Below are 25979 nucleotides of genomic sequence, written 5' to 3'. Positions count from 1 at the left end.
TCGTAACGAATTCTTAGGAGAGCAGGATGAAATTCAGTGAACAATGGCTGCGTGGCTGGGTAAGCCCGCAGGTAAGTCGCGACGAGCTGGTTGCCCGTCTGTCGATGGCCGGTCTTGAGGTCGATAGCGTTACGCCGGCCGCCGGTGAATTCAGCGGTGTGGTGGTGGGCGAGGTGCTGAGCACCGAGCAGCACCCGGACGCTGACAAGTTGCGTGTTTGCCAGGTCAGCAATGGCTCGGAGACTTTTCAGGTCGTGTGCGGTGCGCCAAACGTGCGTCCGGGCCTGAAGATCCCGTTCGCCATGATCGGTGCCGAACTGCCGGGCGACTTCAAAATCAAGAAAGCCAAGCTGCGTGGCGTTGAGTCCAACGGCATGCTGTGCTCGCAAGCCGAACTGCAAGTGGGCGAAGGCAACGATGGCCTGATGGAGTTGCCGGTCGATGCGCCGGTTGGTCAGGACATTCGTGAATACCTGAACCTGGACGACGCCAGCATCGAGGTCGACCTGACCCCGAACCGCGGCGACTGCCTGTCCCTGGCCGGTCTGGCCCGTGAAGTCGGCGCGTTGTACGCCGCTGAAGTCACCCGCCCGGTCGTGGCGACCGTTCCAGCCGTGCACGATGAAGTGCGTTCGGTTGAGGTGCTGGCACCAGCCGCTTGCCCGCGTTACCTGGGTCGAGTGATCCGCAACGTCGACCTGTCCAAGCCTACGCCGCTGTGGATGGTCGAGCGTCTGCGTCGCGCCGATGTGCGCAGCATTGATGCGGCCGTCGACATCACTAACTACGTGATGCTGGAACTGGGTCAACCGCTGCACGCGTTCGATCTCGCCGAAATCAATGGCGGCATCCGCGTACGTATGGCCGAAGAAGGCGAGAAGCTGGTGCTGCTCGACGGTCAGGAAGTCAGCCTGCGTAGCGATACGCTGGTGATTGCCGACCACACCCGCGCCCTAGCGATCGCCGGCGTAATGGGCGGCGAGCACAGCGGCGTCAACACCGCGACCACTCGTGACATTTTCCTTGAAAGTGCGTTCTTCGATCAGATCGCCGTGGCTGGCAAGGCTCGTTCCTACGGCCTGCACACCGACGCTTCGCACCGTTACGAGCGTGGCGTGGACTGGCAACTGGCCCGTGAAGCCATGGAGCGCGCCACTGGCCTGCTGCTGGACATCACTGGCGGCGAAGCCGGTCCGATCATCGAGACCGTCAGCGAACAGCACCTGCCTTCGATTGCGCCGGTTACCCTGCGTGCGCAACGCATCACTCAGATGCTGGGTATGGAAATGGATTCGGCCGAAGTCGAGCGACTGCTCAGCGGCCTGGGTCTGAAGATTTCTGCCGATGGGGCAGGGCAGTGGCGCGTTGAAGTGCCGAGCCATCGCTTCGACATCAGCCTCGAAGTCGACCTGATCGAAGAGCTGGCCCGTCTGTACGGTTACAACCGTCTGCCGGTTCGCTATCCGCAAGCCCGTCTGGCGCCGCAAGCCAAGGCTGAAGCGCGTAGCGATCTGCCTGAACTGCGTCGCCTGCTGGTGGCTCGCGGTTATCAGGAAGCGATCACCTACAGCTTCATCGATCCGAAACAATTCGAGTTGTTTAATCCGGGTGTCGAGCCGCTGCTGCTGGCTAACCCGATTTCCAACGACATGGCGGCCATGCGTTCGTCCCTGTGGCCTGGTCTGGTCAAGGCGCTTCAGCACAACCTGAACCGTCAACAGGATCGCGTGCGTCTGTTCGAAAGCGGTCTGCGTTTTGTCGGTCAGCTGGAAGGCTTGAAGCAAGAGCCGATGCTGGCGGGTGTCGTTTGCGGTACTCGTCTTCCGGAAGGCTGGGCGCAAGGCCGCGACGTCGTGGATTTCTTCGACGTGAAAGCTGACGTGGAAGCGGTTCTGGGCTTCGCCGGTGCACTGGATTCGTTCACGTTCGTGCCGGGCAAACACCCAGCGTTGCACCCGGGTCAAACCGCACGCATCGAGCGCGAAGGTCGTTTGGTAGGTTTCGTTGGCGCAATCCACCCTGAATTGTCGAAAACCCTCGGTCTCGATCGTCCGGTCTTCGTTTTCGAGCTGGTTCTGGCCGAAGTGGCGTTGGGTAAAATGCCTAAATTCCAGGAGTTGTCGCGCTTTCCTGAAGTGCGTCGTGACCTTGCGCTGATCGCCGAAAAAGACGTCGCAGCCAGCGCTGTACTGGACGTAATCCGTGAAAATGCAGGGGAATGGCTGACGGACCTCAGGCTATTTGACGTGTATCAGGGTAAAGGTATTGATCCTGATAGAAAAAGCCTTGCAGTCGGCTTGACCTGGCAGCATCCATCGCGCACTCTTAATGACGATGAGGTGAATACCACGACGCAAAACATCCTCACCTCGCTCGAACAAAGGTTGAACGCCACGTTAAGGAAGTGACGTATGGGGGCTCTGACGAAAGCTGAAATGGCGGAACGTCTGTATGAAGAGCTGGGCCTGAATAAACGGGAGGCCAAGGAATTGGTCGAACTGTTTTTTGAAGAAATCAGGCACGCTCTTGAAGACAACGAACAAGTCAAATTGTCCGGTTTCGGCAATTTCGACCTTCGGGACAAACGCCAGCGGCCTGGCCGCAATCCGAAAACGGGTGAAGAAATCCCGATCACGGCTCGCCGTGTGGTCACCTTTCGTCCAGGGCAGAAGTTGAAGGCCCGAGTTGAGGCTTATGCTGGAACCAAGTCATAACGACGAGCTACCCGTCATCCCAGGCAAACGCTACTTCACCATTGGTGAAGTCAGCGAGCTGTGTGCGGTAAAACCGCACGTGCTGCGCTATTGGGAGCAGGAGTTTCCTCAACTCAACCCCGTCAAACGGCGCGGAAACCGCCGGTATTATCAGCGACAAGACGTGCTGATGATCCGGCAGATCCGCGCGCTTCTTTACGATCAAGGGTTCACCATCGGCGGCGCACGCTTGCGTTTGTCCGGCGATGAAGCCAAAGACGACACCACTCAATACAAACAGATGATTAGGCAGATGATTGCCGAATTGGAAGATGTGCTGGTGGTCCTCAAGAAATAAATTCCTGCGTTTGAATACTTCCAGTTTTCAAAAGCTTGCGATATATTCTTGAGCGTTCTTCGAGATGAAGGACGAGTTTCACGCCTAGTCGGGGCGTAGCGCAGTCCGGTAGCGCACTAGCATGGGGTGCTAGGGGTCGAGTGTTCGAATCACTCCGTCCCGACCATATATTTCAATGACTTAGCCCAATCTGAAAAGGTTGGGCTTTTTCATGTCTAAAAATATTCCCGCATTTTGTGAGTTCACGCCGCTATTGGCCCTTTTCGCGTTGCCTTTGGCACCAATCCTGTCTGATATTTCTCTTCCTTTCTCGACTTTTTCGCATGTCAGATTGCCTTGCAAAACGCCCTGTTTTCGGGCGATTTTTCTCCCTATGCCGGCCCTTGATTTGGATGAGCCAGACAGCGCTAGGAATGTGGGCCTTGCGCTCTATACCGAGCTGTCATCTTTTCTATTTCAGCATGGATTTCACGTCTGAGTCCTACAGGTTTGAGGACTTCTATGCTTGAGCCTTGACTCAAAATCCAGAGGCGTAAGCCTTGGCTCAAGTGCAGTTCGCAACTCAGATGCCAGCGTTCGGAATCATGGGGGCACAGTTGTTGATTTGGGCTGAGCGAGTTTTCGCTTAGGCGCTGAAACATCTTTTCATCGACCAGCAACTCAAGCTGGATGGGCTGTTCGTCCTCCAGCCCAATCAAGCTTTTCAATGAACGGGTATTGCGGATGTCGTAATCAGCGGGCACTTGAGCAGGCTCAAACCCAGCGGCTTTAGCGGATTTGAAACGGTGTATCGGCCAAGCATAAGGTGCGACCGGGTCTCTGCCGTCAACGACGAGCGATAGGTATATGTTGGCGTCCTGAAAGGACAGTCCTAAAGGCGTCAACCGGTAAGGCTTGGGGTGCAGTGCGCCGCGTGGTTGGTACAGCACATCCAGCATGCTCCCTTCCAGCAAAGCTTCCTGGATAGTTTGAAAGACCTGAGGTTCTACCAGGCCCGGTTGTAAATTCAAGAAGCGAGTGTTGCTGACTACTTTCTTGGTCCAGTCATACATCCGGTGGGAATGTTTGTTCAAAATCGCCTGAGCGTGCTCGTACAACTCCTGAAGATTACCGACCAGCGTGCGACTGGTGTAGGGGCGGGTATGGTCGATGACCATGATCAAGTTCATTGCATCGCTGGGTTTAAGCACAAACCTCGACAATTCCTTTTCGGCCCAGTAGACGTATTCCCGGCCTTCTTTTTTTCGCTTGATACCGTAGCGCTTATCGTCAAGCAGCGCTTTGAGGTTGCGTTGAATGGTCCGGTCATCGACCTCTATCGCCTGGGCTCGAAGTCTTTCTTGGAACTGTGCCACGCGCAGGCCCGACACCGTTGCTGTGCCGCTCAGCGTAGGGATCATGGCGAGGAGTAGATCCAGGCGAAACTTTTCCTCCAAACGCTTTCCTGACATTTGAACTACCCATAGATGGCGACACAACTTGTCGTTCAGAGGGTGGATGATTCGTCTTGAGAATTCAATGCGAAGTCGGAGTCGAGAAATGGCGATGGTCAAGCCAGCTAATGTCGTCAACATACTTGAAGCTTTTTTGCCCGAGCCTGAGGTGCTTGAGTTCCGATAACCCAGTGAACGTGACGGTCTGGGGGCAGGATTGGGAATGCCGACCCTGAGAATTATTGAGATCAACCGGGCATCGTTGCAAGGGACTGACTGTGGTTTCTAAGTCTCCCCCCGAGACCATGACAGCACCGACGATTTAGCGACCTGTGCATAAGAGTGAATCAATGACGCGCGACAGTCAGCATGGCTGACAGTGCGCCGCTCAAACGGGCGGCGCAGCTTTGCATCGAGAAGTACTCTCAGCGAACTTGCGTTGGTGAGGGGAATAGCCAACTTGACCAGAATTCTGAATCTGGCGACTTGGCTTGACGAGATAGTGGCAATTTGGCTTTGACTGATTTGCCCTTTGAGACCCGTTTTATCTAAATAGGAATCACATGACTCAGGAGCTTGAACCAATGCAGGACATATTTTTGTTGGAGCCTCAGACGAAGGTAGACCGTAAGAAGTCCTACATTCGATCTTACCCGCATATTCTCGGGCAATTACAGACGGGGGCGGCATTGACAGAGAGAGATTTTGTCTGCGGTGCGCACATCGTGTACGGCTGGATGCCAACCATCCTGGATCTGTATCCAACGGCTGAATTGACCTTGCAGCAAGGAGCTGACTTGCTCAACAAAGCGCGTACCAAAGGGGTCTTGAGCGAAAGCGAAATGGCCAATCTAGCGGCTCTGGTCAACAACTCAGTGGTTGGAGCGTCCAAGCTTTTGCACTTTGTTAATCCTGACGCTTTCGCTATTTGGGATTCGAAAATTTATCGATTCATTCATGGTCAGGCAGCTCATCAGTACAGAGTGAACAATGCGGGTGCTTATTTGAAGTACCTGGACTTGTTGAATGAGCTTCGAGAAGACAAGCGGTTTCCAGACTTTCATTCCTCGATAAACGAAAAAATGGGTTACCCAGTGTCACCGCGTCGTGCCATTGAAGTGGTGATGTTTCTAAATGCTTGAGGGGGTGGTTGGAGTGTGAGTGGTCGCTAGATTGGCGATCCGGCCTCGCGGGTTCCTGGTATGGCAAGCAATTACTCCATGCTGTCTTGGGCGTAGCGATTGGCCATTTACCCCTGCAACACTGCCCCGAATGGCTCGTGCCCTTCGGGTTGGCCGAACGTTTCGCGCAAGTGAGTCCCCGGTGTCAGCGGCGTGGGACGGTTGGCGGCGAACAGAAAATAGTCCCCGGCCAATAGTAGACAGCCTTGACGCGACGGCTCATCCATCGCCTGCAACCATTGCCCACGACAAGCTCCGAGGGAGTCGGGTAAGCGTTCCCATACTTCCTAGTAACTTTCATCCAGAGCGGTTTCTATCAGGCGCTCACTGGTTTCAAAGTGCATGCGTCCAATGTCTTCATCGCCACTGACCGGCTGATAGTCCATTTTGCGATGCCATTGGCAAATGTCTGCGTCTGTTTGGGTCACCCCGGCGAAACCTTTCTGTTCATACAATGCCAGATGTTGAGAGTAACTGAGTGCTTCAAGCGCCAGACCTGGAAGCGCAGTTGAGGGAATTCGCAGGTCTGCAAACAGTCGCGGTGTCTGTAGCCAATACACGGCCGTTGCGCTGTCCGAATGCCCCGAGCGGTGCTGGATCAAACGCCGTTTCCATACGCCAGGATAACCTTGAGCAACCTGATTCATAGATGTTCCCAGTCAAGCACCGAATTTGGCGCCTGTCGCAAAACGCGATTCGCCAGAGCGGACTTTAGGCCCAGGCAAATCTGCATTGCGCTTACCTGTAAATCCTCACCAGCCTTTTACTCCGCTCATATCGGGCAGCTTGTGAGCGATGCCTTTGTGGCAGTCGATGCAGGTGGCCTCACCGTTGGCCAGAGAGGTCGAGTGCATGGCAGAAGCGCGCTTGCTCTGGCGAGTGAAGTCCATGAATTCGAAGTTATGGCAGTTGCGGCATTCGCGAGAGTCGTTGGCCTTTAGCCTGGCCCACTCATGTTCGGCCAGTTCGCGGCGCAGGGTGAGGAACTTGTCGCGGGTGTCGATGGTGCCGAAAATCTTGCCCCACACCTCTTTTGACGCCTGCATCTTGCGCGCGATCTTGTGGGTCCATTCGTGGGGCACATGGCAGTCAGGGCAACTGGCGCGTACGCCGGAACGGTTGGTGTAGTGGATGGTGTCCTTCAGCTCGACGAATACGTTGTCGCGCATTTCATGGCAAGAAATGCAGAACTTCTCGGTGTTGCTCAACTCGAGTGCGGTGTTGAAACCGCCCCAGAAAATGATTCCGGCAATAAAGCCCCCGAGCGTCAGAAAACCCAGGCTGTAGTAGAGGCTCGGCCTGCGCAGAATGCCCCAGTAATCCTTGAGCATGGCGAACAGTGCTTTCATGTTGCCTCCTCAAGGTTTTTGCGCGGCGTTGGCGTCGTCTTGCAGTATTTTGTCGATGTTCTCGAAACTGTTGCCCACCAAGGGGAGTACGTCGGTTTGCGGCACGTGGCATTGGTTACAGAAGTATCGACGTGGTGACACCGCCGCCAGTGCCTGGCCGTCGCGGTCCATATAGTGAGTGATGCTGATCATCGAGGCTTGAGTACGTGCGCTGTTGGCCCGGCTGTGACAGGACAGGCATTTGTTGCCGTTCATGTCGATCTGATAACCGCGAATGGTGTGGGGAATGGTGGGCGGTTGGTCCGGGTAATTGCGTTCGCGCTTGAGGTCTTTGTTTTCTTCGTTGGCGATGGGCGGGGCTGGCTGGCTCTGGGTCAAGGTTCCTCCAGGCCGGCGGCCGTCCGGCGCGGGAGCATCCAGCGGGTAGTCGACTGGCGCAGCGATCACCACGCTGATGGCAGCGAGCAGGAACAACGGCTGGATTCGAAAAGGCATCAAGGTTCTCCTCAGGCCACGCTGACCAACTCGATTCGGATCGCGCATTTTTTGTAATCGGTCTGCTTGGAGATCGGGTCGGTCGCATCGAGCGTGACCTTGTTGATCAGCTTGTTGGCATCGAAGAACGGCACGAACACCAGCCCTTGAGGGGGCTTGTTGCGGCCGCGGGTTTCGATGCGCGCACGGATTTCACCGCGTCGGCTGATCAACTTCACTTCACTGCCTCGCCGTGCCTTCAACGCTTTGGCATCGTCGGGGTGCATGTAGACCAGAGCGTCGGGCACCGCTTTGTAAAGTTCTTCGACCCGTTGGGTCATGGTTCCTGTGTGCCAGTGTTCGAGAACGCGGCCGGTGCTGAGCCAGAACGGGTAATCGGCGTCCGGCGCTTCGGCCGGCGGCTCGTAGGGGAGGGCGAAGATGATCGCCTTCTTGTCCGGGTAGCCGTAGAACTGCACTTCGCTGCCTTTCTCCACATAGGGGTCGAGCCCCTCGCGGTAACGCCAGCGGGTTTCCTGGCCCTCGACCACTGGCCAGCGCAGGCCCCGTTCGCTGTGGTAACGGTCGAACGTGGCAAGGTCATGGCCGTGGCCGCGCCCGAACTGGGCGTACTCCTCGAACAAACCTTTTTGCAGGTAGAAGCCAAACGCCTTGGCCTCATCGTTTTTGTAGCCGGCTTCCAATTGCTCGACGGGGAACTGGTCGACCTGGCCGTTCTTGAACAACACGTCGAACAGGGTCTTGCCCTTGAGCTCGGGAGACTTGGCCAATAGTTCCGGGGGCCAGGTTTCATCGGTGGTGAAGCGTTTGGAAAACTCCAGCAACTGCCACAGGTCCGACTTGGCGTCACCTGGCGCACTCACCAACTGATGCCAGAACTGCGTACGCCGCTCGGCATTGCCAAATGCACCTTCCTTTTCCACCCACATCGCGCTGGGCAGGATCAGGTCCGCGGCCTGGGCGGACACCGTCGGATAGACGTCAGAGACAATCACGAAGTTTTCCGGGTTACGCCAGCCGGGCAGGGTCTCCTGCATGATGTTGGGCCCGGCGTGCATGTTGTTGCTGGCCTGGGTCCAGTAGACGTTGAGCACGCCATCCTTGAGCATGCGACTCTGTTCCACCGCGTGAAAACCGGGCTTCTCCTGAATGGTGCCGGCGGGAAGCTTCCAGATTTTTTCGGCGATGGCGCGGTGTTTGGGATTGGTCACGACCAGGTCGGCGGGCAACCGGTGGGAGAAGGTTCCGACCTCGCGTGCGGTACCGCAGGCCGATGGCTGTCCGGTCAACGAGAAGGGGCTGTTGCCCGGCTCGCTGATTTTGCCGGTGAGCAGATGAATGTTGTAAATCAGGTTGTTGGCCCAGACGCCACGCGTGTGCTGATTGAAACCCATGGTCCAGAACGACACGACCTTGCGTTTGGGGTCGGCATACAACTCGGCCAGGTTCTTCAGCCGTTCGGCCGGAACACCGGTCTCCTTCGCGGTGCGCTCCAGGGTGTAGGGTTTGACGAACGCTGCATATTGTTCGAAGGAAATATCCGTCCAGGTGTTGGCCGTGCGGGCATTTTTCGCTTTCATTTCACGTGGATCATCAGGGCGCAAGCCGTACCCGATGTCGTCAGCGCCTTTGGCAAACCGGGTGTGTTTGGTGATGAAGTCCTGGTTCACCGCGCCGCTTTCTATGATGTGGTTGGCGATGTAGTTGAGGATCAGCAGGTCGGTTTGCGGCTTGAACACCATGGGGATGTCGGCCAGCTCGAAACTGCGGTGTTCGAAGGTGGACAGCACCGCCACCTTCACGTGAGGCTGACTCAGGCGTCGGTCGGTGACCCGGCTCCAGAGCACCGGGTGCATCTCGGCCATGTTCGAGCCCCAGAGCACGAAGGCATCGGTGGCTTCGATGTCGTCGTAGCAACCCATCGGCTCATCCATACCGAAGGTGCGCATGAAACCCATGACTGCCGAGGCCATGCAATGTCGGGCATTCGGATCAATGTTGTTGCTGCGAAAGCCGGCCTTCATCAGCTTGTTGGCCGCATAACCTTCCCACACTGTCCATTGCCCGGAACCGAACATGCCAACCGACTCAGGGCCTTTGCTCTTCAAGGCTGCCTTGAATTTGGTTTCCATGATGTCGAAGGCTTTCTCCCAGCTGATCGGCTGGAACTCGCCCTGTTTGTCGTATTGGCCATTCGACATGCGCAAAAGCGGCTGGGTCAGGCGATCGACGCCGTACATGATCTTCGACAGAAAATAGCCTTTTACGCAGTTCAGACCGCGATTGACCTCGGCCTTGACGTCGCCATGGGTAGCAACCACCCGGTTATCCTTGGTCGCGACCATCACGCTGCAACCGGTCCCGCAGAAGCGGCAGGGCGCCTTGTTCCAGTTCAGGGTGACCATGTCCGCTTCGGTCACCAGATTACTGGCGGAGGTCACAATCGGCAGTCCGGCAGCGGCGGCTGCAATGGCGGCGGCCTGCGCCTTGACGAATGCTCGGCGGGTCATGCTCATTCGCTATCTCCTTCGGGCTCGAGGAGCTCGTGGTAGACCAACGCGGCGTTGAGTACGCCCGGCAGGTTGTTGATCTGTTCAATGCGTTGAAGGATCTGGCTTTCGTGCACGGCCTCAATCACCACCACCAGTTTTCCGGCGGGACTTTCCTGATGAAGTTCCAGGCCGTCCAACAAACGAAGATTGGCTTTAACGGCGTCGAACAATTCAGGTCGGGCAAGCACTACCAGGCTGGCGATATGCAGAGCTTCGTCCATGTGCTGACTCCAATAGGCCGTGAGCAAAGACTATTAGTTAGTTGGGAGGACCGGGGGGGCCGTACAGCATCTGGAAAAACCAGACGATAAAGCCGTAACCGCCGACGATAGCAACCGACAGCAGCGGGAAGAGGCAGACGACCAGAAACAGGAACAGCCGGGTTTCCTTGCGACGCTCGGGTTTGCGTTCTTCAGCCAATGGCATTTAGCAATCTCCAGCCTGACTTGCACTCAGACTAGATCACTAAATTTCGCACATTTTTTGAGGCGGGCTTTTAGCGACCGGCGGTGATTTATTGGGGCTTCGAAGTTACCTAGGGTTATAACGTTTTAAATCTTTATTTCATCGAGTAACGCTTACGTCGTTTATTGATATGAATTCGCATTTTGATGAAGGCCTTTCGAAGAACTCCATGGCTCGCGATTATCTATTTGTATAAGAGAGGGCTAATTGTTGTTTTACCGGTAGCGGGGACCCACTTGGCAGCCCACGGGTGCCGGTCAAGCATTTGGCCGCTACAATGCGCGCCTCGACCGTGAAAACCAGATAAAAAATATGTCCTTGCCAAAACATCACCTGGAACTGCTCAGCCCCGCCCGTGACGTGAGCATCGCCCGTGAGGCCATCCTGCATGGTGCCGACGCCGTGTATATCGGTGGCCCAAGCTTCGGCGCCCGCCACAATGCCTGTAACGAAGTGAGTGAGATCGCCGGACTGGTGGAGTTCGCCCGGCGCTACCACGCCCGGGTGTTCACGACGATCAACACGATCCTGCATGACAATGAGCTGGAGCCAGCGCGCAAGCTGATCCATCAGCTCTACGATGCCGGCGTCGATGCGTTGATCGTCCAGGACCTTGGCGTGATGGAGCTGGATATTCCGCCGATCGAGCTGCACGCCAGCACCCAGACCGACATCCGCACCCTGGCACGGGCGAAGTTTCTTGACCAGGCGGGCTTCTCCCAACTGGTACTGGCCCGCGAGCTGAATCTGCAAGAGATTCGCGCCATCGCCGACGAGACCGATGCGGCCATCGAATTCTTCATCCATGGCGCGTTGTGTGTGGCGTTCTCCGGCCAGTGCAACATCTCTCACGCACAGAACGGTCGCAGCGCCAACCGTGGTGACTGTTCACAGGCCTGTCGTTTGCCGTACACCCTCAAGGACGACCAGGGCCGCGTCGTCGCCTACGAAAAACACCTGCTGTCGATGAAGGACAACAACCAGAGCGCCAACATCCGTGCGTTGGTGGAAGCCGGCGTTCGCTCATTCAAGATCGAAGGGCGCTACAAGGACATGGGCTACGTGAAGAACATCACGGCCTACTATCGCCAGCGCCTGGACGACGTTCTTGAAGATCGTCCGGACCTGGCCCGCGCGTCCAGTGGCCGCACTGCGCATTTCTTCGTACCTGACCCGGACAAGACCTTCCACCGTGGCAGCACCGACTACTTTGTCACCGACCGCAAGGTCGACATCGGTGCCTTCGATTCACCGACTTTCACCGGTCTGCCAGTGGGCGTAGTGGAGAAGGTGGGCAAGCGTGACTTGCAGGTGGTGACCTCTGAGCCGCTGTCCAACGGCGACGGTCTCAACGTGCAGATCAAGCGCGAAGTGGTGGGTTTCCGCGCCAACATCGCCGAGCCCAAGGGGGAGTTCCTCGAAGAGGGCGAGAAGCGTTATCGCTACCGTGTCGAGCCCAACGAGATGCCGGACGGGATGTACAAGCTGCGGCCCAACCATCCACTGAGCCGCAACCTGGACCATAACTGGCAGCAAGCCTTGCAGAAGACTTCCGCTGAACGTCGTATCGGTCTGGCCTGGGTCGCACAGCTGGACGAGCAGCGCCTGCAACTCACCGCCACCAGCGAGGAGGGCGTCAGCGCCAGCGTGTCCCTGGACGGTCCGTTCGGTCTGGCCAACAAGCCGGAGCAGGCCCTGGACCAACTGCGTGATCTGCTCGGTCAACTGGGCACCACCGACTACCACGCCACCGGCATCAAGCTGGAAGCAACCGAGGCGTTCTTCATCCCCAACTCGCAGCTCAAAGCGCTGCGTCGGGAAGTGATCGAAGCGCTGACCGCGGCCCGTCTGCTGGCCCACCCACGGGGTGGTCGCAAGGCCGAGACAAATCCGCCGCCGGTGTACCCGGAGTCGCACCTGTCGTTCCTGGCCAACGTCTACAACCAAAAGGCTCGCGACTTCTATCACCGTCACGGCGTCAAGCTGATCGATGCAGCCTTCGAGGCCCATGAGGAAACCGGAGAAGTGCCGGTGATGATCACCAAGCACTGCCTGCGTTTCTCCTTCAACCTTTGCCCCAAACAGGCCAAAGGCGTCACCGGCGTTCGCACCAAGGTCGCGCCGATGCAACTGGTGCACGGTGACGAGGTGCTGACGTTGAAGTTCGACTGCAAACCTTGCGAAATGCACGTGATCGGCAAGATCAAGGGCCACATCCTTGACCTGCCGCTACCGGGCAGCGTCGCGGAGCCGGTCGTCGGCTACATCAGCCCTGAAGATCTGCTCAAGACGATTCCTCGCGCGCCCCACTGAAAGGTGGGCTAGCCCGCATCAGGGACAGGGACGTTTCTTGATCGGTGTCAAACGGGTGGGGCGGGCAGCTCTGTATTCTGTGAAGCAACACTCGCGCGCCCTTGCGGATGAACGCGCGAGTTCCCATTGGGCCGGAGCTCGCCGGCACTGGCGACACAATGGGATTGATGTTCCTCTCGCTGAGTCATCAGAGCCATCCCTCTCATGGTCTATCCCGTTTTTTTGACATTGCACCTGTTCGCCGCGCTGATCTTCATCGGCACGGTGTTCTTCGAAGTCCTGTTTCTGGAAAGCATCCGCAAGCAATTGCCCGACAGGGTGATGATGCTGGTCGAGCAGGGGATCGGTCGTCGAGCCCGGACGCTGATGCCGTGGGTGTTGCTGGTGTTGTTCGGTGCGGGAATCGGCATGGTCTGGCAGCGCTACTTGCCCGCTCTTGCCACGCCGCTGGCGTCCTCGTTCGGCACGTTGCTGATGGTGAAAATCGTCGTTGCCGTGAGCGTGCTCCTGCATTTTCTGGCTGCCATGATTCTGTTCAAAAGCGGGCGCATGAACGCTCGATACCTGCAGTTCATCCACGGCAGTCTGTTCTGCCATATGGTCGCCATCGTCTTGCTGGCCAAGGGCATGTTTTACCTGACGTGGTGACCGATGGTCGGCCTCTGCAAGCACTTGGCTGGCGGCTTGATACAAATCAAGGAGCGATGATTGCCGATCCCGGACACTGAAGATCTGCAGCCAGTCTGGGAGACCCGTCATGCTCGATTTCTTTCACAACCCTGGCGAGCTTGTCGCTCGGTGCGATCAGGGTGTGCTCGACCCCAACTGCCATGCCGATACGCAAAAGTTTCACAACGGCATCGGCTCTCTGGATTTGCTTCGTGCCTTGCGCGTCAGCCGCCAGAAACGCCGGCCGCTCTCCCTGAACTTGCGCCTGCCTTCCAGCCTCAAGCCATCCTTTTGCACCCTTGCTGATGCCTGCGGTGAGCAGGGCGCCATCGAGCAGTACCTGCGGCGTCTGGAACACGAGATCGACCTGGTCGGTTGCCACACCCATCCAGAGCAACGGGTCGAGCAATTTCACCTGGGCGGCGGAACGCCCACCATCGCCCATATTCAGCGACTGATGGGGCATTTGCGTCGCCGGTTCAACTTTCTGGCGCATGAGTCTGGCGACTACAGCGTTGAAGTGGATTTGCATCACACCGATTGGTCGACCATGGGCGTGCTGCGCGATCAGGGATTCAATCACGTCAGCATTGGTGTTCCGGATATCGACACCGAGTGCGAGATGTCCGTGGCTTGCTACCAGAATCCGGCACCGATCCATTCACTCATCGATGCCGCGCGCACGTTTGGTTATCGCTCCATCAATGTCGATCTGGGGTTTGGCCATGCCTGGCAAACGCCGGACAGTTTTGCGCTGAAGCTGACGACGATTATCGAGCTGGAGCCCGACCGTCTGATGGTGTTCGACTATGCACGACCACCACGCCGCTATCGGCCTGTGCTCGGTGACAAGGCCAGGGCGTTGTGCAGCCAGGACGACAAAGGCGCGATGCGTCAGATCTGCTTTGAGCAATTGCTTGCAGCGGGGTATCACTACATCGGCATGGGGCAGTTTGTCCGGCCCGATGATGACCTGGCGATTGCTCAGGAGCGGGGCCGCTTGAGCCGCACCTGCGACGGTTTCACCCGTCACGGCTATTGCGACCACATCGGGTTCGGTGTGGGCGCCATCAGCCGGATCGACGATTTGTACACGCAAAATACCGACGCCATTGAGCGCTATCAGCGTCAGCTGGACAACGACCAGCTGCCGACAGCACGTGGCTGGCGTTTCGAGGCGGGGGAGCAGATCAGGCAAATGGTCATGGAGCGACTGGCGTGTGATCAGGAGCTGGATATCCGTGCCATCGAGCGGCGCTATGGGCTGGTGTTCCCCATGTATTTCTCATCCGTCTGGCCGTTGCTGGAGCAATTGAGTCGTGACGGTTTGATTGAATTGTCAGAGCGTTTCATCAGCATCCTTCCCGCCGGCCGGCAGGAGGTGGATGCTATCTGCAGCCTGTTTGAAAAGGAGGTGGACAGTGCAAAACATTAACCCACCTGCGAGTTGATTAATCATGAAGCCTTCATTCGATTTCAATCGTGCCCTGGTCGAAAAATATGACCGGCCCGGGCCGCGCTACACCTCTTACCCGACGGCCCCGCAGTTTCATCAGGCGTTTGCCGTTGACGACTATCAGCGTGCCGCCCACGACAGCAACCAGGCCGCTGTGCCGAAACCGTTGTCGGTGTACATCCACATTCCGTTTTGCAAAAGCCTTTGTTATTACTGCGCCTGCAACAAAATCATTACCCAAAAAACCCATCGGGCCGTCGAATACCTGACCTACCTCAAGCGTGAAATCGCCATGCAGGCCGCGCTGTTCGACAACACGCGCAAGCTTACGCAGCTGCATCTGGGCGGGGGCACACCGACGTATTTGACCCAAGAACAACTGGCCGACCTGATGGACTGCCTGCACCAGGCATTCGACATGGACGACAGTGACGACCATGAGTTTTCCATCGAGGTCGACCCGCGCACCATCAGCAGCGAACAGATCCACTCGCTGCGCCAATTGGGCTTCAATCGCCTGAGCTTTGGCGTGCAGGACTTCGATCCCGACGTCCAGGCGGCGGTCAATCGCCAGCAAAGTGAAGCGCAGATTTATGCGCTGGTCGCGGCGGCGCGCGAGGCGCATTTCAAGTCGATCAGCGTCGATCTGATTTACGGCCTGCCCCTGCAAACGGTACAGAGTTTTGACGTCACCCTCGCCAAGATCATTGCCCTGCGCCCGGACCGGATTGCTGCCTACAGTTATGCGCATCTGCCGGAGATGGTGCGCGCGCAACGGCTGATTCGCCCGGAGGACATGCCTCCGCCGGAGCGCAAGCTGGAGTTGCTCGAACTGACCATTCGCCGTTTGACCGAGGCCGGTTATGTCTACATCGGCATGGACCATTTCGCCTTGCCGGATGACGAGCTGGCACTGGCCCGCGCCCATGGCACGCTGCAACGCAATTTCCAGGGGTATTCGACCCATGCCGACTGCGACTTGATCGGCCTTGGGGTGTCTTCGATCGGCAAGGTCGGCGACAGCTACAGCCAGAGCGTCAAGGAGCTTTCGCAGTACTACGCGCGCATCGATCAAGGTCTGCTGCCGGTGCATCGGGGTTATCGCCTGAGCGCTGACGACTTGTTGCGCCGCGAAGTGATCAGCGACCTGATGTGCCATGGCCGGATCGATTTCGCCAAGTTCGAGGCACGTCACGCGATCTGCTTCACCGAGTATTTTGCCGAGGCATTGGCCCAACTCGGCGAGCACGTTCGCGACGGGCTCTTGCAGATTCACCGTGACGAGCTGGTGCTGTTGCCGCAAGGGCATTTGATGATGCGCAGCGCCGCGATGGCGTTTGATGCCTACTTGGGCGATCAGCAAAAAGGCCAGTTTTCGCGCACTGTTTGAGACATTCGGGGCGCTCTGGCGCGGGGATTGTCGGCAAGTTGATTTCAATCAAGGGACGGGGGCGCAATGCTCCCTAACATGGCCGCAGACCCTTTGAAATCAGCCTGCTCATGACAATCTCTTCGCCTTCGATACTTGGCAACCTGCGCATCTGGAGCGTTGGTCTGGTGGTGACGGTCTTGCTGATACTCGCGATGTTCGCGGTGGTTCAGGCCAAGTCATACGGCGACATCGAGCAGCAGCGCATCGAGAAGGTCTTCCCGCAAACCGATTCGGTTTCCGCAGCGGAAGGCCCGTTCAAGGTGCGGACGATATCAGCGGCCGGCAAGGTCATCGGTTATGTCTTCCAGAGCCTGGACGTGGTGGACATTCCGGCCTACTCGGGCAAGCCGATCAATACCCAGGTGATCCTCGACACCGCCGGTGTGATTCAGGATGCCTACGTCCTGGAACACCATGAGCCGATTCTGCTGATCGGCATCCCCGAAGAAAAACTCCACGGTTTCAGTGCCCGCTACACAGGGATCAAGGTCAGCCAGCGAGTGGTTGTCGGCCATTCCAGTGACCCGAGTGCGGTCACCGTGGATGCCATTGCCGGCGCAACCGTTACCGCCATGGTGGTCAATGAAGTCATCATGCGGGCCGCCCATGAAGTGGCCGTATCGCTCAAGCTGATCGAAGACAAGGGTGCAGTGGCGAGCAAGCCCGCCACCGTGCGCCAGGACTTTTTCGAGCCTGCCACCTGGGAGCAACTGAGCGGAAACGGCGCCATCCGCCGTTTGAACCTGACCCGTGGACAGGTCGATGCCGCCTTCAAAGGCACCGAGGCCGAAGGCGTCGACACGGCCGCGCCTGACCAGGTCGATGACACCTTTATCGAGTTGTACACCGCCGACCTGAACCCGCCGACCATCGGCCGCGCGCTGCTGGGTGACATTCAATACCGTGTCCTCATGCAAGACCTCAAACCCGGCGAGCAAGCCATTGCTGTATTGGGACGCGGCTTGTATTCGTATAAAGGCTCGGGTTACGTGCGCGGCGGGATTTTCGACCGGGTGCAATTGCGCCAGTTCGGTAATGTCATCAGCTTTCGCGACATGGACCATCAGCGCCTCTCCGACGTGTTCGCCAAGGGCATGCCCGAGTTCAATGAGATGTCGGTGTTCATTGTGCGCAAGCAGGCGGGTTTCGATCCGGGATCTCCTTGGTCCCTGGAGTTGCTGGTACGGCGTCAGACCGGTCCGGTCAGCGGCATGTTCAGCAGCTTCGAACTGTCTTATCAATTACCCGAGCAATACCTTGAGCGCCCCGCACCGACTGCCGAAGAACTGGCCGCCATCGAGGAAGCCAACCGGCCGATGTGGTTGACGATCTGGTATCAGAAACACTTCCAGGTCGGTGTACTCGCCACCGCATTGTTGCTGCTGACCGCGATCCTGTTCCTGCAGGACAAGTTCACCCGCCGCCCGCATTTCCTGCACTGGCTGCGTCGCGGTTACCTGATCTTCACCGTGGTGTTCCTCGGCTGGTATGCGCTGGGGCAGCTGTCGGTGGTCAATGTCCTGACCTTTGTCCATGCGTTGTTCGAGCACTTTCGCTGGGAGCTGTTTCTCACCGACCCGCTGATTTTCATGCTGTGGGTGTTCACGGCTGCGAGCATTCTGTTGTGGGGGCGTGGGGTATTCTGCGGCTGGTTGTGCCCGTTCGGTGCCTTGCAAGAACTGATCAACGAAGCCGCGCGCAAACTGAAAATCCCCCAGTACGAATTGCCCTTCGCGGTGCATGAGCGGTTGTGGGCGATCAAGTACATCATTTTGCTGCTGCTGTTCGGTATCTCCCTGGAATCCATGTCCACCGCCGAACTGTTCGCCGAAGTGGAACCGTTCAAGACCGCCATCACCCTCAGGTTCGACCGCCAATGGTGGTTTGTCCTCTACGCGGTGGCGCTGCTGGTCATCAACATCTTCACGCGCAAAGTCTATTGCCGCTACATCTGCCCGTTGGGTGCCGCGTTGGCGATCCCGACCAAACTGCGCCTGTTCGACTGGCTCAAGCGCCGCAAGGAATGCGGCAACCCCTGCCAGTTGTGCGCCAAAGAATGCGAGATCCAGGCGATTCACCCGGATGGGCGGATCAATGCCAACGAGTGCCACTACTGCCTCGATTGCCAGATGACTTACCACAACGAACACAAATGCCCGCCGCTGATCAACAAGCGCAAGAAGCGCGGCAAACCGGCTCCTGTGGCGGCGCAACTGATACCTGTCGTGGAAGTGACCGCCCCTGAATGACGCGCCCTTGTAGGAGCGAGCCTGCTCCGGGCGGCGCTCCGACGATGGTCGCTAACGTTGACGCGTAATGACTGGCTCAACGCGGCGCTCTTGAGTCCATCGCGAGCAGGCTCGCTCCTACAGTTGACCGAGTTCTAGCCGCACACCGTTTTATCCCTTCAAGGAGTACGCAGCATGACTGACACAGAATCCACAAAACCGGTGCAGGAAGAAGAGCACACCGGACTCAGCCGTCGCGGCTTTCTCGGCAGCAGCGCCGTCACCGGGGCGGTGCTGGCTGGGGCCACGACATTGGGCGGGGCGGTGTTCAGCCGCGAGTCATGGGCGGCTGCGGTCAAGGATGCGCAGGCGAAAACCCATGTCGGCCCCGGCGAGCTGGACGAATACTACGGCTTCTGGAGCGGCGGTCATCAGGGCGAAGTGCGGGTGCTGGGCGTGCCATCGATGCGCGAGCTGATGCGTATTCCGGTGTTCAACGTCGACTCGGCCACCGGTTGGGGCCTGACCAACGAAAGCAAGCGCATCATGGGCGACAGCGCGAAGTTTCAGAACGGCGATTGCCATCACCCGCACATCTCCATGACGGACGGCAAGTACGACGGCAAGTACCTGTTCATCAACGACAAGGCCAACTCCCGTATTGCGCGCATCCGCCTGGACATCATGAAGTGCGACAAGATGCTCACGGTGCCGAACGTGCAAGCCATTCACGGCCTGCGCCTGCAAAAAGTGCCGTACACCAAGTACGTGTTCGCCAACGCCGAGTTCGTCATTCCGCACCCCAATGACGGCCACACCTTCGACCTGCAAGACAAGAACAGCTTCACCATGTTCAACGCCGTCGATGCCGAAAAAATGGAAATGGCGTTTCAGGTGATCGTCGACGGCAATCTGGACAACGCCGACATGGACTACACCGGCAAGTACGCCGCGTCCACCTGCTACAACTCGGAGAAGGCCTACGACCTCGGCGGCATGATGCGCAACGAGCGCGACTGGGTCGTGGTGTTCAACATTCCGCGCATCGAAGCCGCGATCAAGGCCGGCAAGTTCATCACCCTGGAAAACTCGAAAGTGCCGGTGGTCGACGGTCGTAAAACCGATGGCAAGGACTCCGAATTCACCCGTTACATCCCGGTGCCGAAGAACCCCCACGGCCTCAACACTTCATCCGATGGCAAGTACTTCATTGCCAACGGCAAGCTGTCGCCGACCGTCTCGATGATCGCCATCGACCGCCTGGACGACCTGTTCGCCGATAAATTCAAGGACCCGCGCGAAGTCATCGCCGCCGAGCCGGAACTGGGCCTGGGCCCGTTGCACACTACCTTCGACGGTCGCGGCAATGCCTACACCACGCTGTTCATCGACAGCCAGGTGGTGAAGTGGAACATGGCGGACGCGGTACGCGCCTACAAGGGCGAGAAGGTCAATTACATCAAGCAAAAACTCGACGTGCATTACCAGCCCGGCCACAACCACGCGTCGCTGACCGAAACCAGTGAGGCGGACGGCAAGTGGCTGGTGGTGTTGTGCAAATTCTCCAAGGACCGCTTCCTGCCGACCGGGCCGCTGCACCCGGAAAACGACCAGTTGATCGATATTTCCGGCGAAGAAATGAAACTGGTGCACGACGGCCCGGCGTTTGCCGAACCGCACGATTGCATCCTCGCGCGGCGGGATCAGATCAAGACGCAAAAAATCTGGAACCGTAACGACCCGTTCTTCGCCGCCACCGTGGAGCTGGCCAAGAAGGATGGCATCAACCTGGAGACCGACAACAAGGTGATCCGCGACGGCAACCATGTGCGGGTCTACATGACCTCCATGGCACCGGCGTATGGCCTGACCGAGTTCACCGTCAAGCAGGGCAACGAAGTGACCGTGACCATCACCAACATCGATCAGATCGAGGACGTGTCCCACGGTTTTGTCATGACCAACCACGGCGCGAGCATGGAGATCAGCCCGCAACAAACCTCGTCCATCACCTTCACCGCCGACAAGGCCGGCCTGCATTGGTATTACTGCAGCTGGTTCTGCCATGCGCTGCACATGGAAATGGTCGGCCGCATGAAGGTCGAGCGGGCCTGACGGTTGAGCATCGACAGGAGCGGACCGATGACCGACATCAAGGGAAACCCGATCAAGGTGATCGCGCTTGCGCTCCTGCTGATGCCCGGCAGCGTGCTGGCGGTGCAACCCATTACCACGCTGCCGTTGCGCCTTGACGCCGAGCAACGCTGGCACGTGCCGGCGGGCGAATACCGTGGCTCGTTCAGCGTCGATCAGCCGATGCAGATTGTGTGCGAGCCCGGCGCGGTTTTTCAGGCGCAAGGGCAGGGCAACGGGGTGGTTGTCAGCGCACCGGACGTCGGGATCGAGGGCTGCACTTTTCTGGACTGGGGTCATGACCTCACGGCCATGAATGCGGCGGTGTTCCTCCAGCCCAAGGCCCGTGGCGCGGTAATCAAAGGCAATCGCCTGCAAGGTCAGGGATTCGGGATCTGGGTCGATGGGACTCAGGATGCGAGCCTGATCGACAACCGCATCCAGGGCGATCCGGCGATGCGTTCACAGGATCGCGGTAACGGCATTCACCTGTATGCAGTGCATGGCGCCAGGGTCATCGGCAACCAGGTGCGCGACACCCGCGATGGCATCTACATCGACACTTCCAACGGCAACCTGCTGCAAGGCAATACCCTGGAAGACCTGCGTTACGGCGTGCATTACATGTTCGCCAACGACAACCAGCTGATCGGCAATACCACCCGCCGCACCCGCACCGGCTACGCCCTGATGCAAAGCCGCAAGCTCACGGTGATCGGCAACCGCTCCGAACAGGATCAGAACTACGGCATCCTGATGAACTACATCACCTATTCAACCTTGCGCGACAACTTCGTCACCGACGTGCGCGACGGCTCGACCGGCGACAGCATGATCAGCGGCGCCGAGGGCAAGGCGCTGTTCATCTACAACTCGCTGTTCAACCGCATCGAACACAACCACTTCGAGCACAGCGCCGTGGGCATTCACCTCACCGCCGGCTCCGAAGACAACCGCATCGCCGACAACGCGTTTGTCGGCAACCAGCGCCAGGTCAAATACGTCGCCACCCGCTTGCAGGAATGGTCGGCGGATGGCCGGGGCAATTACTGGAGCGACTATCTGGGCTGGGACCGCAACAACGATGGCCTGGGCGATATCGCCTACGAACCCAACGACAACGTCGACCGCCTGCTGTGGCTGTACCCGCAGGTGCGCCTGTTGATGAACAGCCCCGGGATTGAACTGCTGCGCTGGGTGCAACGGGCGTTTCCGGTGATGAAATCGCCGGGCGTACTCGACAGCCATCCGTTGATGAAATCCACCACGCACACCCTGACCAAGGAGCCCGTCACATGAATGTCGTCGATCTGGAAGGCGTCAGCCAGCGTTATGGGCACACCACGGTGTTGCATCAGTTGAGCCTGAGCCTGGCCGAAGGCGAAGTGCTGGGTTTGTTCGGGCACAACGGCGCCGGCAAGACCACCAGCATGAAACTGGTGCTCGGTTTGCTGCAGGCCAGCGAAGGGCAGGTCAGGGTGTTTGGCCGCTTGCCCAGTGATCCGAATGTCCGGCGTCTGCTCGGCTATTTGCCGGAGAACGTGACGTTTTATCCGCAAATGAGTGGTCTGGAAACCTTGCGTCATTTCGCGCGACTCAAAGGCGCCGCGTTCGCTCAAGTGGACGGGCTGCTGGAGGAAGTTGGCCTGGCAGGGGCGGCGCATCGACGGGTCAAGACCTACTCCAAAGGCATGCGTCAGCGCCTCGGGCTGGCGCAAGCGTTGCTCGGCGAACCGCGCCTGTTGCTGCTCGACGAGCCGACGGTCGGCCTCGATCCCATCGCCACTCAAGACCTGTATCGGTTGCTCGACCGTCTGCGCAGCCAGGGCACCAGCGTCATTCTCTGTTCCCACGTTTTGCCGGGGGTCGAGGCGCATATCAATCGCGCGGCGATCCTGACCCAGGGGCGCCTGCTGGCCCTTGGCAGTCTGCGCAGCCTGCGCGAGGAAGCCGGGTTGCCGACGCTGATTCGCGCCAACGGACTCAAGCATGCCGGCCCCTTGCAGGCCTCGTGGAACATCGCCGGGCATGTCACTCAGCGTTGGGGCGTGGAGGGCCTGGAAGTGGCCGCGCTCAATGGCAGCAAACTGGGCCTGTTGCGCCAGTTACTCAATGAGGATGAGCCGGCGGACGTGGAAATCACTCCGCCGTCCCTGGAAGACCTCTACCGCTATTACATGGGACGGGCCGCTGCGACCCACAGTGGAGAGATTCTATGAACCCGATCTGGAACATGGCCCGCAAGGAATTCAATGACGGTTTGCGCAACCGCTGGTTGTTGGCGATCAGCCTGTTGTTCGCGGTGCTGGCCACCGGCATTGCCTGGTTGGGCGCGGCGGCGTCCGGTCAGTTGGGCTTTACCTCGGTGCCCGCGACCATCGCCAGCCTGGCCAGCCTGGCGACGTTCCTGATGCCACTGATTGCCTTGATGCTGGCGTATGACGCCATTGTCGGCGAGGACGAAAGCGGCACCTTGCTGCTGTTGTTGACCTATCCGCTGGGGCGCGGGCACATCCTGCTCGGCAAGTTCATTGGCCATGGGTTGATCCTGGCGCTGGCGACGCTGATCGGTTTCGGCTGCGCGATGCTCGCGATCGCCGTGCTGGTGGACGACGTCGAACTGAACCTGCTGCTCTGGGCCTTCGGACGATTCATTGTGTCGTCGACGCTACTGGGCTGGGGCTTTCTGGGGCTGGCTTATGTGCTGAGCAGCGTGGCGGCCGAGAAATCCACGGCCGCCGGTTTGGCGCTGGGCGTGTGGTTCTTTTTCGTGCTGGTGTTTGACCTGGCGCTGCTCGCCCTGCTGGTGCTCAGCGAAGGGCACTTCAACCCGAAAGTGTTGCCCTGGTTGCTGCTGTTCAATCCCGCCGACCTCTATCGCTTGATCAATCTTTCCGGTTTTGACGCCGTCGCCAGTACCGCTGGCGTGCTGACCCTGGGCAGCGATTTGCCTGTGCCGGGCTCGATGCTCTGGCTCTGCCTGCTGTTGTGGGTGGCGGCGCCGTTGGGTACGGCCTGGCTGCTGTTCCGTCGACGGGCGACTTGAATTCTTACTTTGGTTTTTTGGAGCACCTGATGATGAGAACGCTTGATTGGAAGACGCTGCGCAACCTGGCTGGCCTGATGGTCTGTGTGCTGCTGACGGCGTGTGACAAACCCGTGCAAGCCAGCTACAGCGATGCCCCCAGCGCCTTTCATCCCAGTGATGAGTGCCATGTCTGCGGCATGATCATCGACGGCTTTCCCGGCCCCAAGGGCGAAGTGGTCGAGCGCAGCGGCATCAAGAAATTCTGCTCCACGGCGGAAATGATCGGTTGGTGGCTGCAGCCGGAAAACCATCATGGCGATGCCAAACTATTTGTCCACGACATGGAGCACAGCCCTTGGAATGCGCCGGATGATACCCGGCTGATCGATGCCAAAGATGCGTATTACGTGGTAGGCACCCGGCTCAAGGGGGCGATGGGTGTGGTGTTGGCGTCGTTCTCCAGCCAGCAGGCGGCTGAAAAACTGGCCACGGAGCAGGGCGGTCGCGTGCTGCGGTTCAGCGAGATCGATCAGTCGGTGCTGCAGCAACCGGCCATGTCGCACTCGACTCATTGAGCTGTCGATCCATTGAGAAAATCTGATCGCCGTCAAGTCGGTATTTTTGCATCTGTTCAAAGATAGGGGCCCGCCAGGTCCCCAGTGCTTGGCATCGATGATGCCCAGGAGAACATGATGCAAACCGAGTTTCAGGATCGTTTGGCCGTGATCACCGGCGCCAGTTCCGGGATTGGCCTGGCCTTGTGCGCGGCGCTGTTGCCGCGTGGGGTCAGGGTGTTGGCGATGTCGCGCACCGTCGGTGACTTGCCGGCCTTGCAGCAGATCTATGGTGATCGGCTGCAATGGTGTGCCGGGGACGTTACCTGCGAGGACGATCTGCAAGGGTTGGCCCGGCGGGCGGCGACGTTGGGGCGGGTGGATTATCTGGTGCCCAACGCCGGCATTGCCGAAATGGCCGACAGCCTGGACATGCCGGCCTTCCAGCGGCAATGGGCGGTTAACGGTGCGGGTGCGTTGAACACCTTGGCGGCGTTGCGCGGTGAGTTGGCGAACCCGGCGTCGGTGGTGTTTGTCGGCAGTTTTCTGACGGGGTCGAGTTTTCCCGGCCTGGCGGCCTGCATTGCCAGCAAGGCGGCATTGGCGGCACAGGCGCGCACGCTGGCGGTGGAGTTTGCCCGTTACGATGTGCGCATCAACCTGGTTTCGCCGGGGCCGACCGCGACCTCGATGTGGGACAACCTGGGCTTGAGTGATGGTGAGCTTGACGATGTTGCTGACACGCTTGGCAAGCGTCTTTTGCCGGGGCATTTTCTTGATGCGTCTGCGGTGGCCAACGTGATTATTTTTCAGCTGTCCCAGGGGGCGCGGGGGGTTTATGGACAGGACTGGAAGGTTGATAACGGTTATACGTTGGGCTGAGGGGGCTGAGGGGGCTTGGGGTACATATCCATTTCTGCGGTAACGGCCGCTTATGGTTTCGCCCTTACGGCGAGTCCCTTTTCCAAACGCCGAAAAGGAACCAAAAGGCTTTGCCCCTGACGTACGGTGCCTCGCTAAGGCTCGGCATTCCCTCGCTCCGGTCCTGCTCCGTGGGCCCGCCGCCATCGGCCATCCATGGCCGGGGGCGGCTAACCCGGCATCCATGCCGGGTTGCCCACTGCGCAGAACCTCCACTCGGCCTCCCGACGGGGCAGATCAAAATCAAAAGCCAAAGCAAAGCAACAGCAGACGCGGTAATTGGCCATGACACCAATCAACTGTAGGAGCCGGCTTGCTGGCGATAGCGTCCGTCCAGTCAATAAATGCGTCGACTGACCCACCGCCATCGCCAGCAAGCCGGCTCCTACACGGTGATTGGGTTCACACGATTCAAAATTGTAGGAGCCAGCTTGCTGGCGATGGACGCCAACGATAACGCGGGCTGTCTGAATGAACGCGTTGCCCCGACGTTTTTCGCCGGCAAGCCGGCTCCTACAGGGAATCCCATACGCTTTTGATTTTCACCACTCATCAGGCCGAGCGTTAGCTCGCCTTCAGCTTTTGATCTGAGCGCCCCCTCGAGAGGCCGAGCGCAGGTTCTGCGCAGTGGGCAACCCGGCATGGATGCCGGGTTAGCCGCCCCCGGCCATGGATGGCCGATGGCGGCGGGCCCACGGAGCAGGACCGGAGCGAGGGTA

Annotated in this window: 23 protein-coding genes and 1 tRNA gene; 16 read left to right on the top strand and 8 right to left on the bottom strand. The window is 58.6% G+C overall.

The features are described from left to right. The first annotated feature begins 26 nt into the window (after nt 1–26). From pheT to KGB24_RS17375, 4 genes are all read left to right on the top strand, one after another. The gene (gene pheT / locus KGB24_RS17390) at nt 27–2408 is read left to right on the top strand and encodes a phenylalanine--tRNA ligase subunit beta (protein WP_008023968.1); all 2382 of its coding nucleotides are present in this window, start codon (nt 27–29) and stop codon (nt 2406–2408) included. A gap of 3 nt (nt 2409–2411) precedes the next feature. After that, on the top strand, nt 2412–2714 hold the full coding sequence (ihfA, locus tag KGB24_RS17385; protein WP_002553164.1) for an integration host factor subunit alpha: 303 nt from the start codon (nt 2412–2414) through the stop codon (nt 2712–2714). Then, nucleotides 2695–3051 carry a MerR family transcriptional regulator gene (locus KGB24_RS17380; protein ID WP_003179985.1) on the top strand — a complete coding sequence of 119 codons (357 nt, stop codon included), beginning with the start codon at nt 2695–2697 and terminating at the stop codon, nt 3049–3051. The genes ihfA and KGB24_RS17380 overlap by 20 nt, the downstream gene beginning before the upstream one ends. An 89-nt stretch (nt 3052–3140) precedes the next feature. Then, a tRNA-Pro gene (locus KGB24_RS17375) sits at nt 3141–3217 on the top strand. Nucleotides 3218–3458: 241 nt separating this feature from the next. Here the strand turns inward: KGB24_RS17375 and KGB24_RS17370 are convergent. Further along, a complete protein-coding gene (locus KGB24_RS17370; RefSeq protein ID WP_223474812.1) occupies nt 3459–4502 on the bottom strand; it encodes a helix-turn-helix transcriptional regulator in 1044 nt (347 codons plus the stop codon). Nucleotides 4503–5068: 566 nt separating this feature from the next. Here KGB24_RS17370 and KGB24_RS17365 point away from each other — a divergent pair. Beyond that, nucleotides 5069–5626 carry a hypothetical protein gene (locus KGB24_RS17365; protein ID WP_008032055.1) on the top strand — a complete coding sequence of 186 codons (558 nt, stop codon included), beginning with the start codon at nt 5069–5071 and terminating at the stop codon, nt 5624–5626. A 107-nt stretch (nt 5627–5733) separates the two neighbouring features. Here the strand turns inward: KGB24_RS17365 and KGB24_RS17360 are convergent, their stop codons facing one another. From KGB24_RS17360 to napE, 7 genes are all read right to left on the bottom strand, one after another. Further along, nucleotides 5734–5892, bottom strand: coding sequence for a hypothetical protein (locus KGB24_RS17360; RefSeq protein ID WP_223415462.1), 159 nt, complete (start codon nt 5890–5892; stop codon nt 5734–5736). A gap of 60 nt (nt 5893–5952) precedes the next feature. Next, nucleotides 5953–6312, bottom strand: coding sequence for a hypothetical protein (locus KGB24_RS17355; protein ID WP_223415461.1), 360 nt, complete (start codon nt 6310–6312; stop codon nt 5953–5955). Nucleotides 6313–6417: 105 nt separating this feature from the next. Continuing rightward, nucleotides 6418–7014: a cytochrome c3 family protein gene (locus KGB24_RS17350; RefSeq protein ID WP_008032063.1), complete on the bottom strand. Its 597-nt coding sequence runs from the start codon at nt 7012–7014 to the stop codon at nt 6418–6420. A gap of 9 nt (nt 7015–7023) precedes the next feature. Next, nucleotides 7024–7509: a nitrate reductase cytochrome c-type subunit gene (locus tag KGB24_RS17345; RefSeq protein ID WP_223415460.1), complete on the bottom strand. Its 486-nt coding sequence runs from the start codon at nt 7507–7509 to the stop codon at nt 7024–7026. Between the two features lie 11 nt (nt 7510–7520). Then, nucleotides 7521–10025: a nitrate reductase catalytic subunit NapA gene (gene napA, locus KGB24_RS17340; RefSeq protein ID WP_223415459.1), complete on the bottom strand. Its 2505-nt coding sequence runs from the start codon at nt 10023–10025 to the stop codon at nt 7521–7523. Beyond that, nucleotides 10022–10282, bottom strand: coding sequence for a chaperone NapD (locus KGB24_RS17335; protein WP_008032066.1), 261 nt, complete (start codon nt 10280–10282; stop codon nt 10022–10024). Before KGB24_RS17335 ends, napA begins: the two co-directional genes overlap by 4 nt. A gap of 37 nt (nt 10283–10319) precedes the next feature. Then, nucleotides 10320–10487 carry a periplasmic nitrate reductase, NapE protein gene (gene napE / locus KGB24_RS17330; RefSeq protein ID WP_008032067.1) on the bottom strand — a complete coding sequence of 56 codons (168 nt, stop codon included), beginning with the start codon at nt 10485–10487 and terminating at the stop codon, nt 10320–10322. A 351-nt stretch (nt 10488–10838) separates the two neighbouring features. Here napE and KGB24_RS17325 point away from each other — a divergent pair, with 351 nt between their 5' ends. The 11 genes from KGB24_RS17325 (at nt 10839) to KGB24_RS17275 (ending at nt 25221) form a co-directional block, all read left to right on the top strand. Beyond that, a complete protein-coding gene (locus KGB24_RS17325) occupies nt 10839–12839 on the top strand; it encodes a peptidase U32 family protein (protein WP_223415458.1) in 2001 nt (666 codons plus the stop codon). Between the two features lie 204 nt (nt 12840–13043). Next, a complete protein-coding gene (locus KGB24_RS17320; RefSeq protein ID WP_223415457.1) occupies nt 13044–13487 on the top strand; it encodes a CopD family copper resistance protein in 444 nt (147 codons plus the stop codon). 109 nt (nt 13488–13596) lie between these two features. Next, the gene (locus KGB24_RS17315; RefSeq protein WP_008037459.1) at nt 13597–14943 is read left to right on the top strand and encodes a coproporphyrinogen III oxidase; all 1347 of its coding nucleotides are present in this window, start codon (nt 13597–13599) and stop codon (nt 14941–14943) included. A gap of 22 nt (nt 14944–14965) precedes the next feature. Then, nucleotides 14966–16354, top strand: a complete 1389-nt coding sequence (hemN, locus tag KGB24_RS17310; protein ID WP_223415456.1) for an oxygen-independent coproporphyrinogen III oxidase — start codon at nt 14966–14968, stop codon at nt 16352–16354. 110 nt (nt 16355–16464) lie between these two features. Continuing rightward, nucleotides 16465–18645, top strand: coding sequence for a transcriptional regulator NosR (gene nosR, locus KGB24_RS17305; RefSeq protein WP_223415455.1), 2181 nt, complete (start codon nt 16465–16467; stop codon nt 18643–18645). A gap of 174 nt (nt 18646–18819) precedes the next feature. Next, complete coding sequence (gene nosZ, locus KGB24_RS17300; RefSeq protein WP_008037454.1) at nt 18820–20739, top strand: TAT-dependent nitrous-oxide reductase; 1920 nt, start codon at nt 18820–18822, stop codon at nt 20737–20739. A 27-nt stretch (nt 20740–20766) separates the two neighbouring features. Further along, nucleotides 20767–22056 carry a nitrous oxide reductase family maturation protein NosD gene (locus KGB24_RS17295; RefSeq protein ID WP_223415454.1) on the top strand — a complete coding sequence of 430 codons (1290 nt, stop codon included), beginning with the start codon at nt 20767–20769 and terminating at the stop codon, nt 22054–22056. Beyond that, a complete protein-coding gene (locus KGB24_RS17290) occupies nt 22053–22976 on the top strand; it encodes an ABC transporter ATP-binding protein (protein ID WP_008037453.1) in 924 nt (307 codons plus the stop codon). The genes KGB24_RS17295 and KGB24_RS17290 overlap by 4 nt, the downstream gene beginning before the upstream one ends. Then, nucleotides 22973–23803 (top strand): ABC transporter permease, encoded by an 831-nt coding sequence (locus KGB24_RS17285; RefSeq protein WP_008037452.1) that lies wholly within the window; start codon nt 22973–22975, stop codon nt 23801–23803. Before KGB24_RS17290 ends, KGB24_RS17285 begins: the two co-directional genes overlap by 4 nt. A gap of 32 nt (nt 23804–23835) precedes the next feature. Beyond that, complete coding sequence (locus KGB24_RS17280; protein ID WP_008032083.1) at nt 23836–24360, top strand: nitrous oxide reductase accessory protein NosL; 525 nt, start codon at nt 23836–23838, stop codon at nt 24358–24360. 117 nt (nt 24361–24477) lie between these two features. Next, a complete protein-coding gene (locus KGB24_RS17275) occupies nt 24478–25221 on the top strand; it encodes an SDR family NAD(P)-dependent oxidoreductase (protein ID WP_223415453.1) in 744 nt (247 codons plus the stop codon). The last annotated feature ends 758 nt before the right edge of the window (nt 25222–25979 follow it).

Source organism: Pseudomonas sp. BF-RE-25 (assembly GCF_019956105.1).
GTDB lineage: Bacteria > Pseudomonadota > Gammaproteobacteria > Pseudomonadales > Pseudomonadaceae > Aquipseudomonas > Aquipseudomonas migulae.
Note: the sequence above shows the minus strand (reverse complement) of the source record. Positions and strands in the feature narration are given on the sequence as shown.

What these genes read in the sequence shown, in the direction of transcription:
- pheT (WP_008023968.1), top strand. Translation starts at nt 27, where the DNA reads ATGAAATTCAGTGAACAATGGCTGCGTGGCTGGGTAAGCCCGCAGGTA.
- ihfA (WP_002553164.1), top strand. Translation starts at nt 2,412, where the DNA reads ATGGGGGCTCTGACGAAAGCTGAAATGGCGGAACGTCTGTATGAAGAG.
- KGB24_RS17380 (WP_003179985.1), top strand. Translation starts at nt 2,695, where the DNA reads ATGCTGGAACCAAGTCATAACGACGAGCTACCCGTCATCCCAGGCAAA.
- KGB24_RS17370 (WP_223474812.1), bottom strand. Translation starts at nt 4,502, where the DNA reads ATGTCAGGAAAGCGTTTGGAGGAAAAGTTTCGCCTGGATCTACTCCTC.
- KGB24_RS17365 (WP_008032055.1), top strand. Translation starts at nt 5,069, where the DNA reads ATGCAGGACATATTTTTGTTGGAGCCTCAGACGAAGGTAGACCGTAAG.
- KGB24_RS17360 (WP_223415462.1), bottom strand. Translation starts at nt 5,892, where the DNA reads ATGGATGAGCCGTCGCGTCAAGGCTGTCTACTATTGGCCGGGGACTAT.
- KGB24_RS17355 (WP_223415461.1), bottom strand. Translation starts at nt 6,312, where the DNA reads ATGAATCAGGTTGCTCAAGGTTATCCTGGCGTATGGAAACGGCGTTTG.
- KGB24_RS17350 (WP_008032063.1), bottom strand. Translation starts at nt 7,014, where the DNA reads ATGAAAGCACTGTTCGCCATGCTCAAGGATTACTGGGGCATTCTGCGC.
- KGB24_RS17345 (WP_223415460.1), bottom strand. Translation starts at nt 7,509, where the DNA reads ATGCCTTTTCGAATCCAGCCGTTGTTCCTGCTCGCTGCCATCAGCGTG.
- napA (WP_223415459.1), bottom strand. Translation starts at nt 10,025, where the DNA reads ATGAGCATGACCCGCCGAGCATTCGTCAAGGCGCAGGCCGCCGCCATT.
- KGB24_RS17335 (WP_008032066.1), bottom strand. Translation starts at nt 10,282, where the DNA reads ATGGACGAAGCTCTGCATATCGCCAGCCTGGTAGTGCTTGCCCGACCT.
- napE (WP_008032067.1), bottom strand. Translation starts at nt 10,487, where the DNA reads ATGCCATTGGCTGAAGAACGCAAACCCGAGCGTCGCAAGGAAACCCGG.
- KGB24_RS17325 (WP_223415458.1), top strand. Translation starts at nt 10,839, where the DNA reads ATGTCCTTGCCAAAACATCACCTGGAACTGCTCAGCCCCGCCCGTGAC.
- KGB24_RS17320 (WP_223415457.1), top strand. Translation starts at nt 13,044, where the DNA reads ATGGTCTATCCCGTTTTTTTGACATTGCACCTGTTCGCCGCGCTGATC.
- KGB24_RS17315 (WP_008037459.1), top strand. Translation starts at nt 13,597, where the DNA reads ATGCTCGATTTCTTTCACAACCCTGGCGAGCTTGTCGCTCGGTGCGAT.
- hemN (WP_223415456.1), top strand. Translation starts at nt 14,966, where the DNA reads ATGAAGCCTTCATTCGATTTCAATCGTGCCCTGGTCGAAAAATATGAC.
- nosR (WP_223415455.1), top strand. Translation starts at nt 16,465, where the DNA reads ATGACAATCTCTTCGCCTTCGATACTTGGCAACCTGCGCATCTGGAGC.
- nosZ (WP_008037454.1), top strand. Translation starts at nt 18,820, where the DNA reads ATGACTGACACAGAATCCACAAAACCGGTGCAGGAAGAAGAGCACACC.
- KGB24_RS17295 (WP_223415454.1), top strand. Translation starts at nt 20,767, where the DNA reads ATGACCGACATCAAGGGAAACCCGATCAAGGTGATCGCGCTTGCGCTC.
- KGB24_RS17290 (WP_008037453.1), top strand. Translation starts at nt 22,053, where the DNA reads ATGAATGTCGTCGATCTGGAAGGCGTCAGCCAGCGTTATGGGCACACC.
- KGB24_RS17285 (WP_008037452.1), top strand. Translation starts at nt 22,973, where the DNA reads ATGAACCCGATCTGGAACATGGCCCGCAAGGAATTCAATGACGGTTTG.
- KGB24_RS17280 (WP_008032083.1), top strand. Translation starts at nt 23,836, where the DNA reads ATGAGAACGCTTGATTGGAAGACGCTGCGCAACCTGGCTGGCCTGATG.
- KGB24_RS17275 (WP_223415453.1), top strand. Translation starts at nt 24,478, where the DNA reads ATGCAAACCGAGTTTCAGGATCGTTTGGCCGTGATCACCGGCGCCAGT.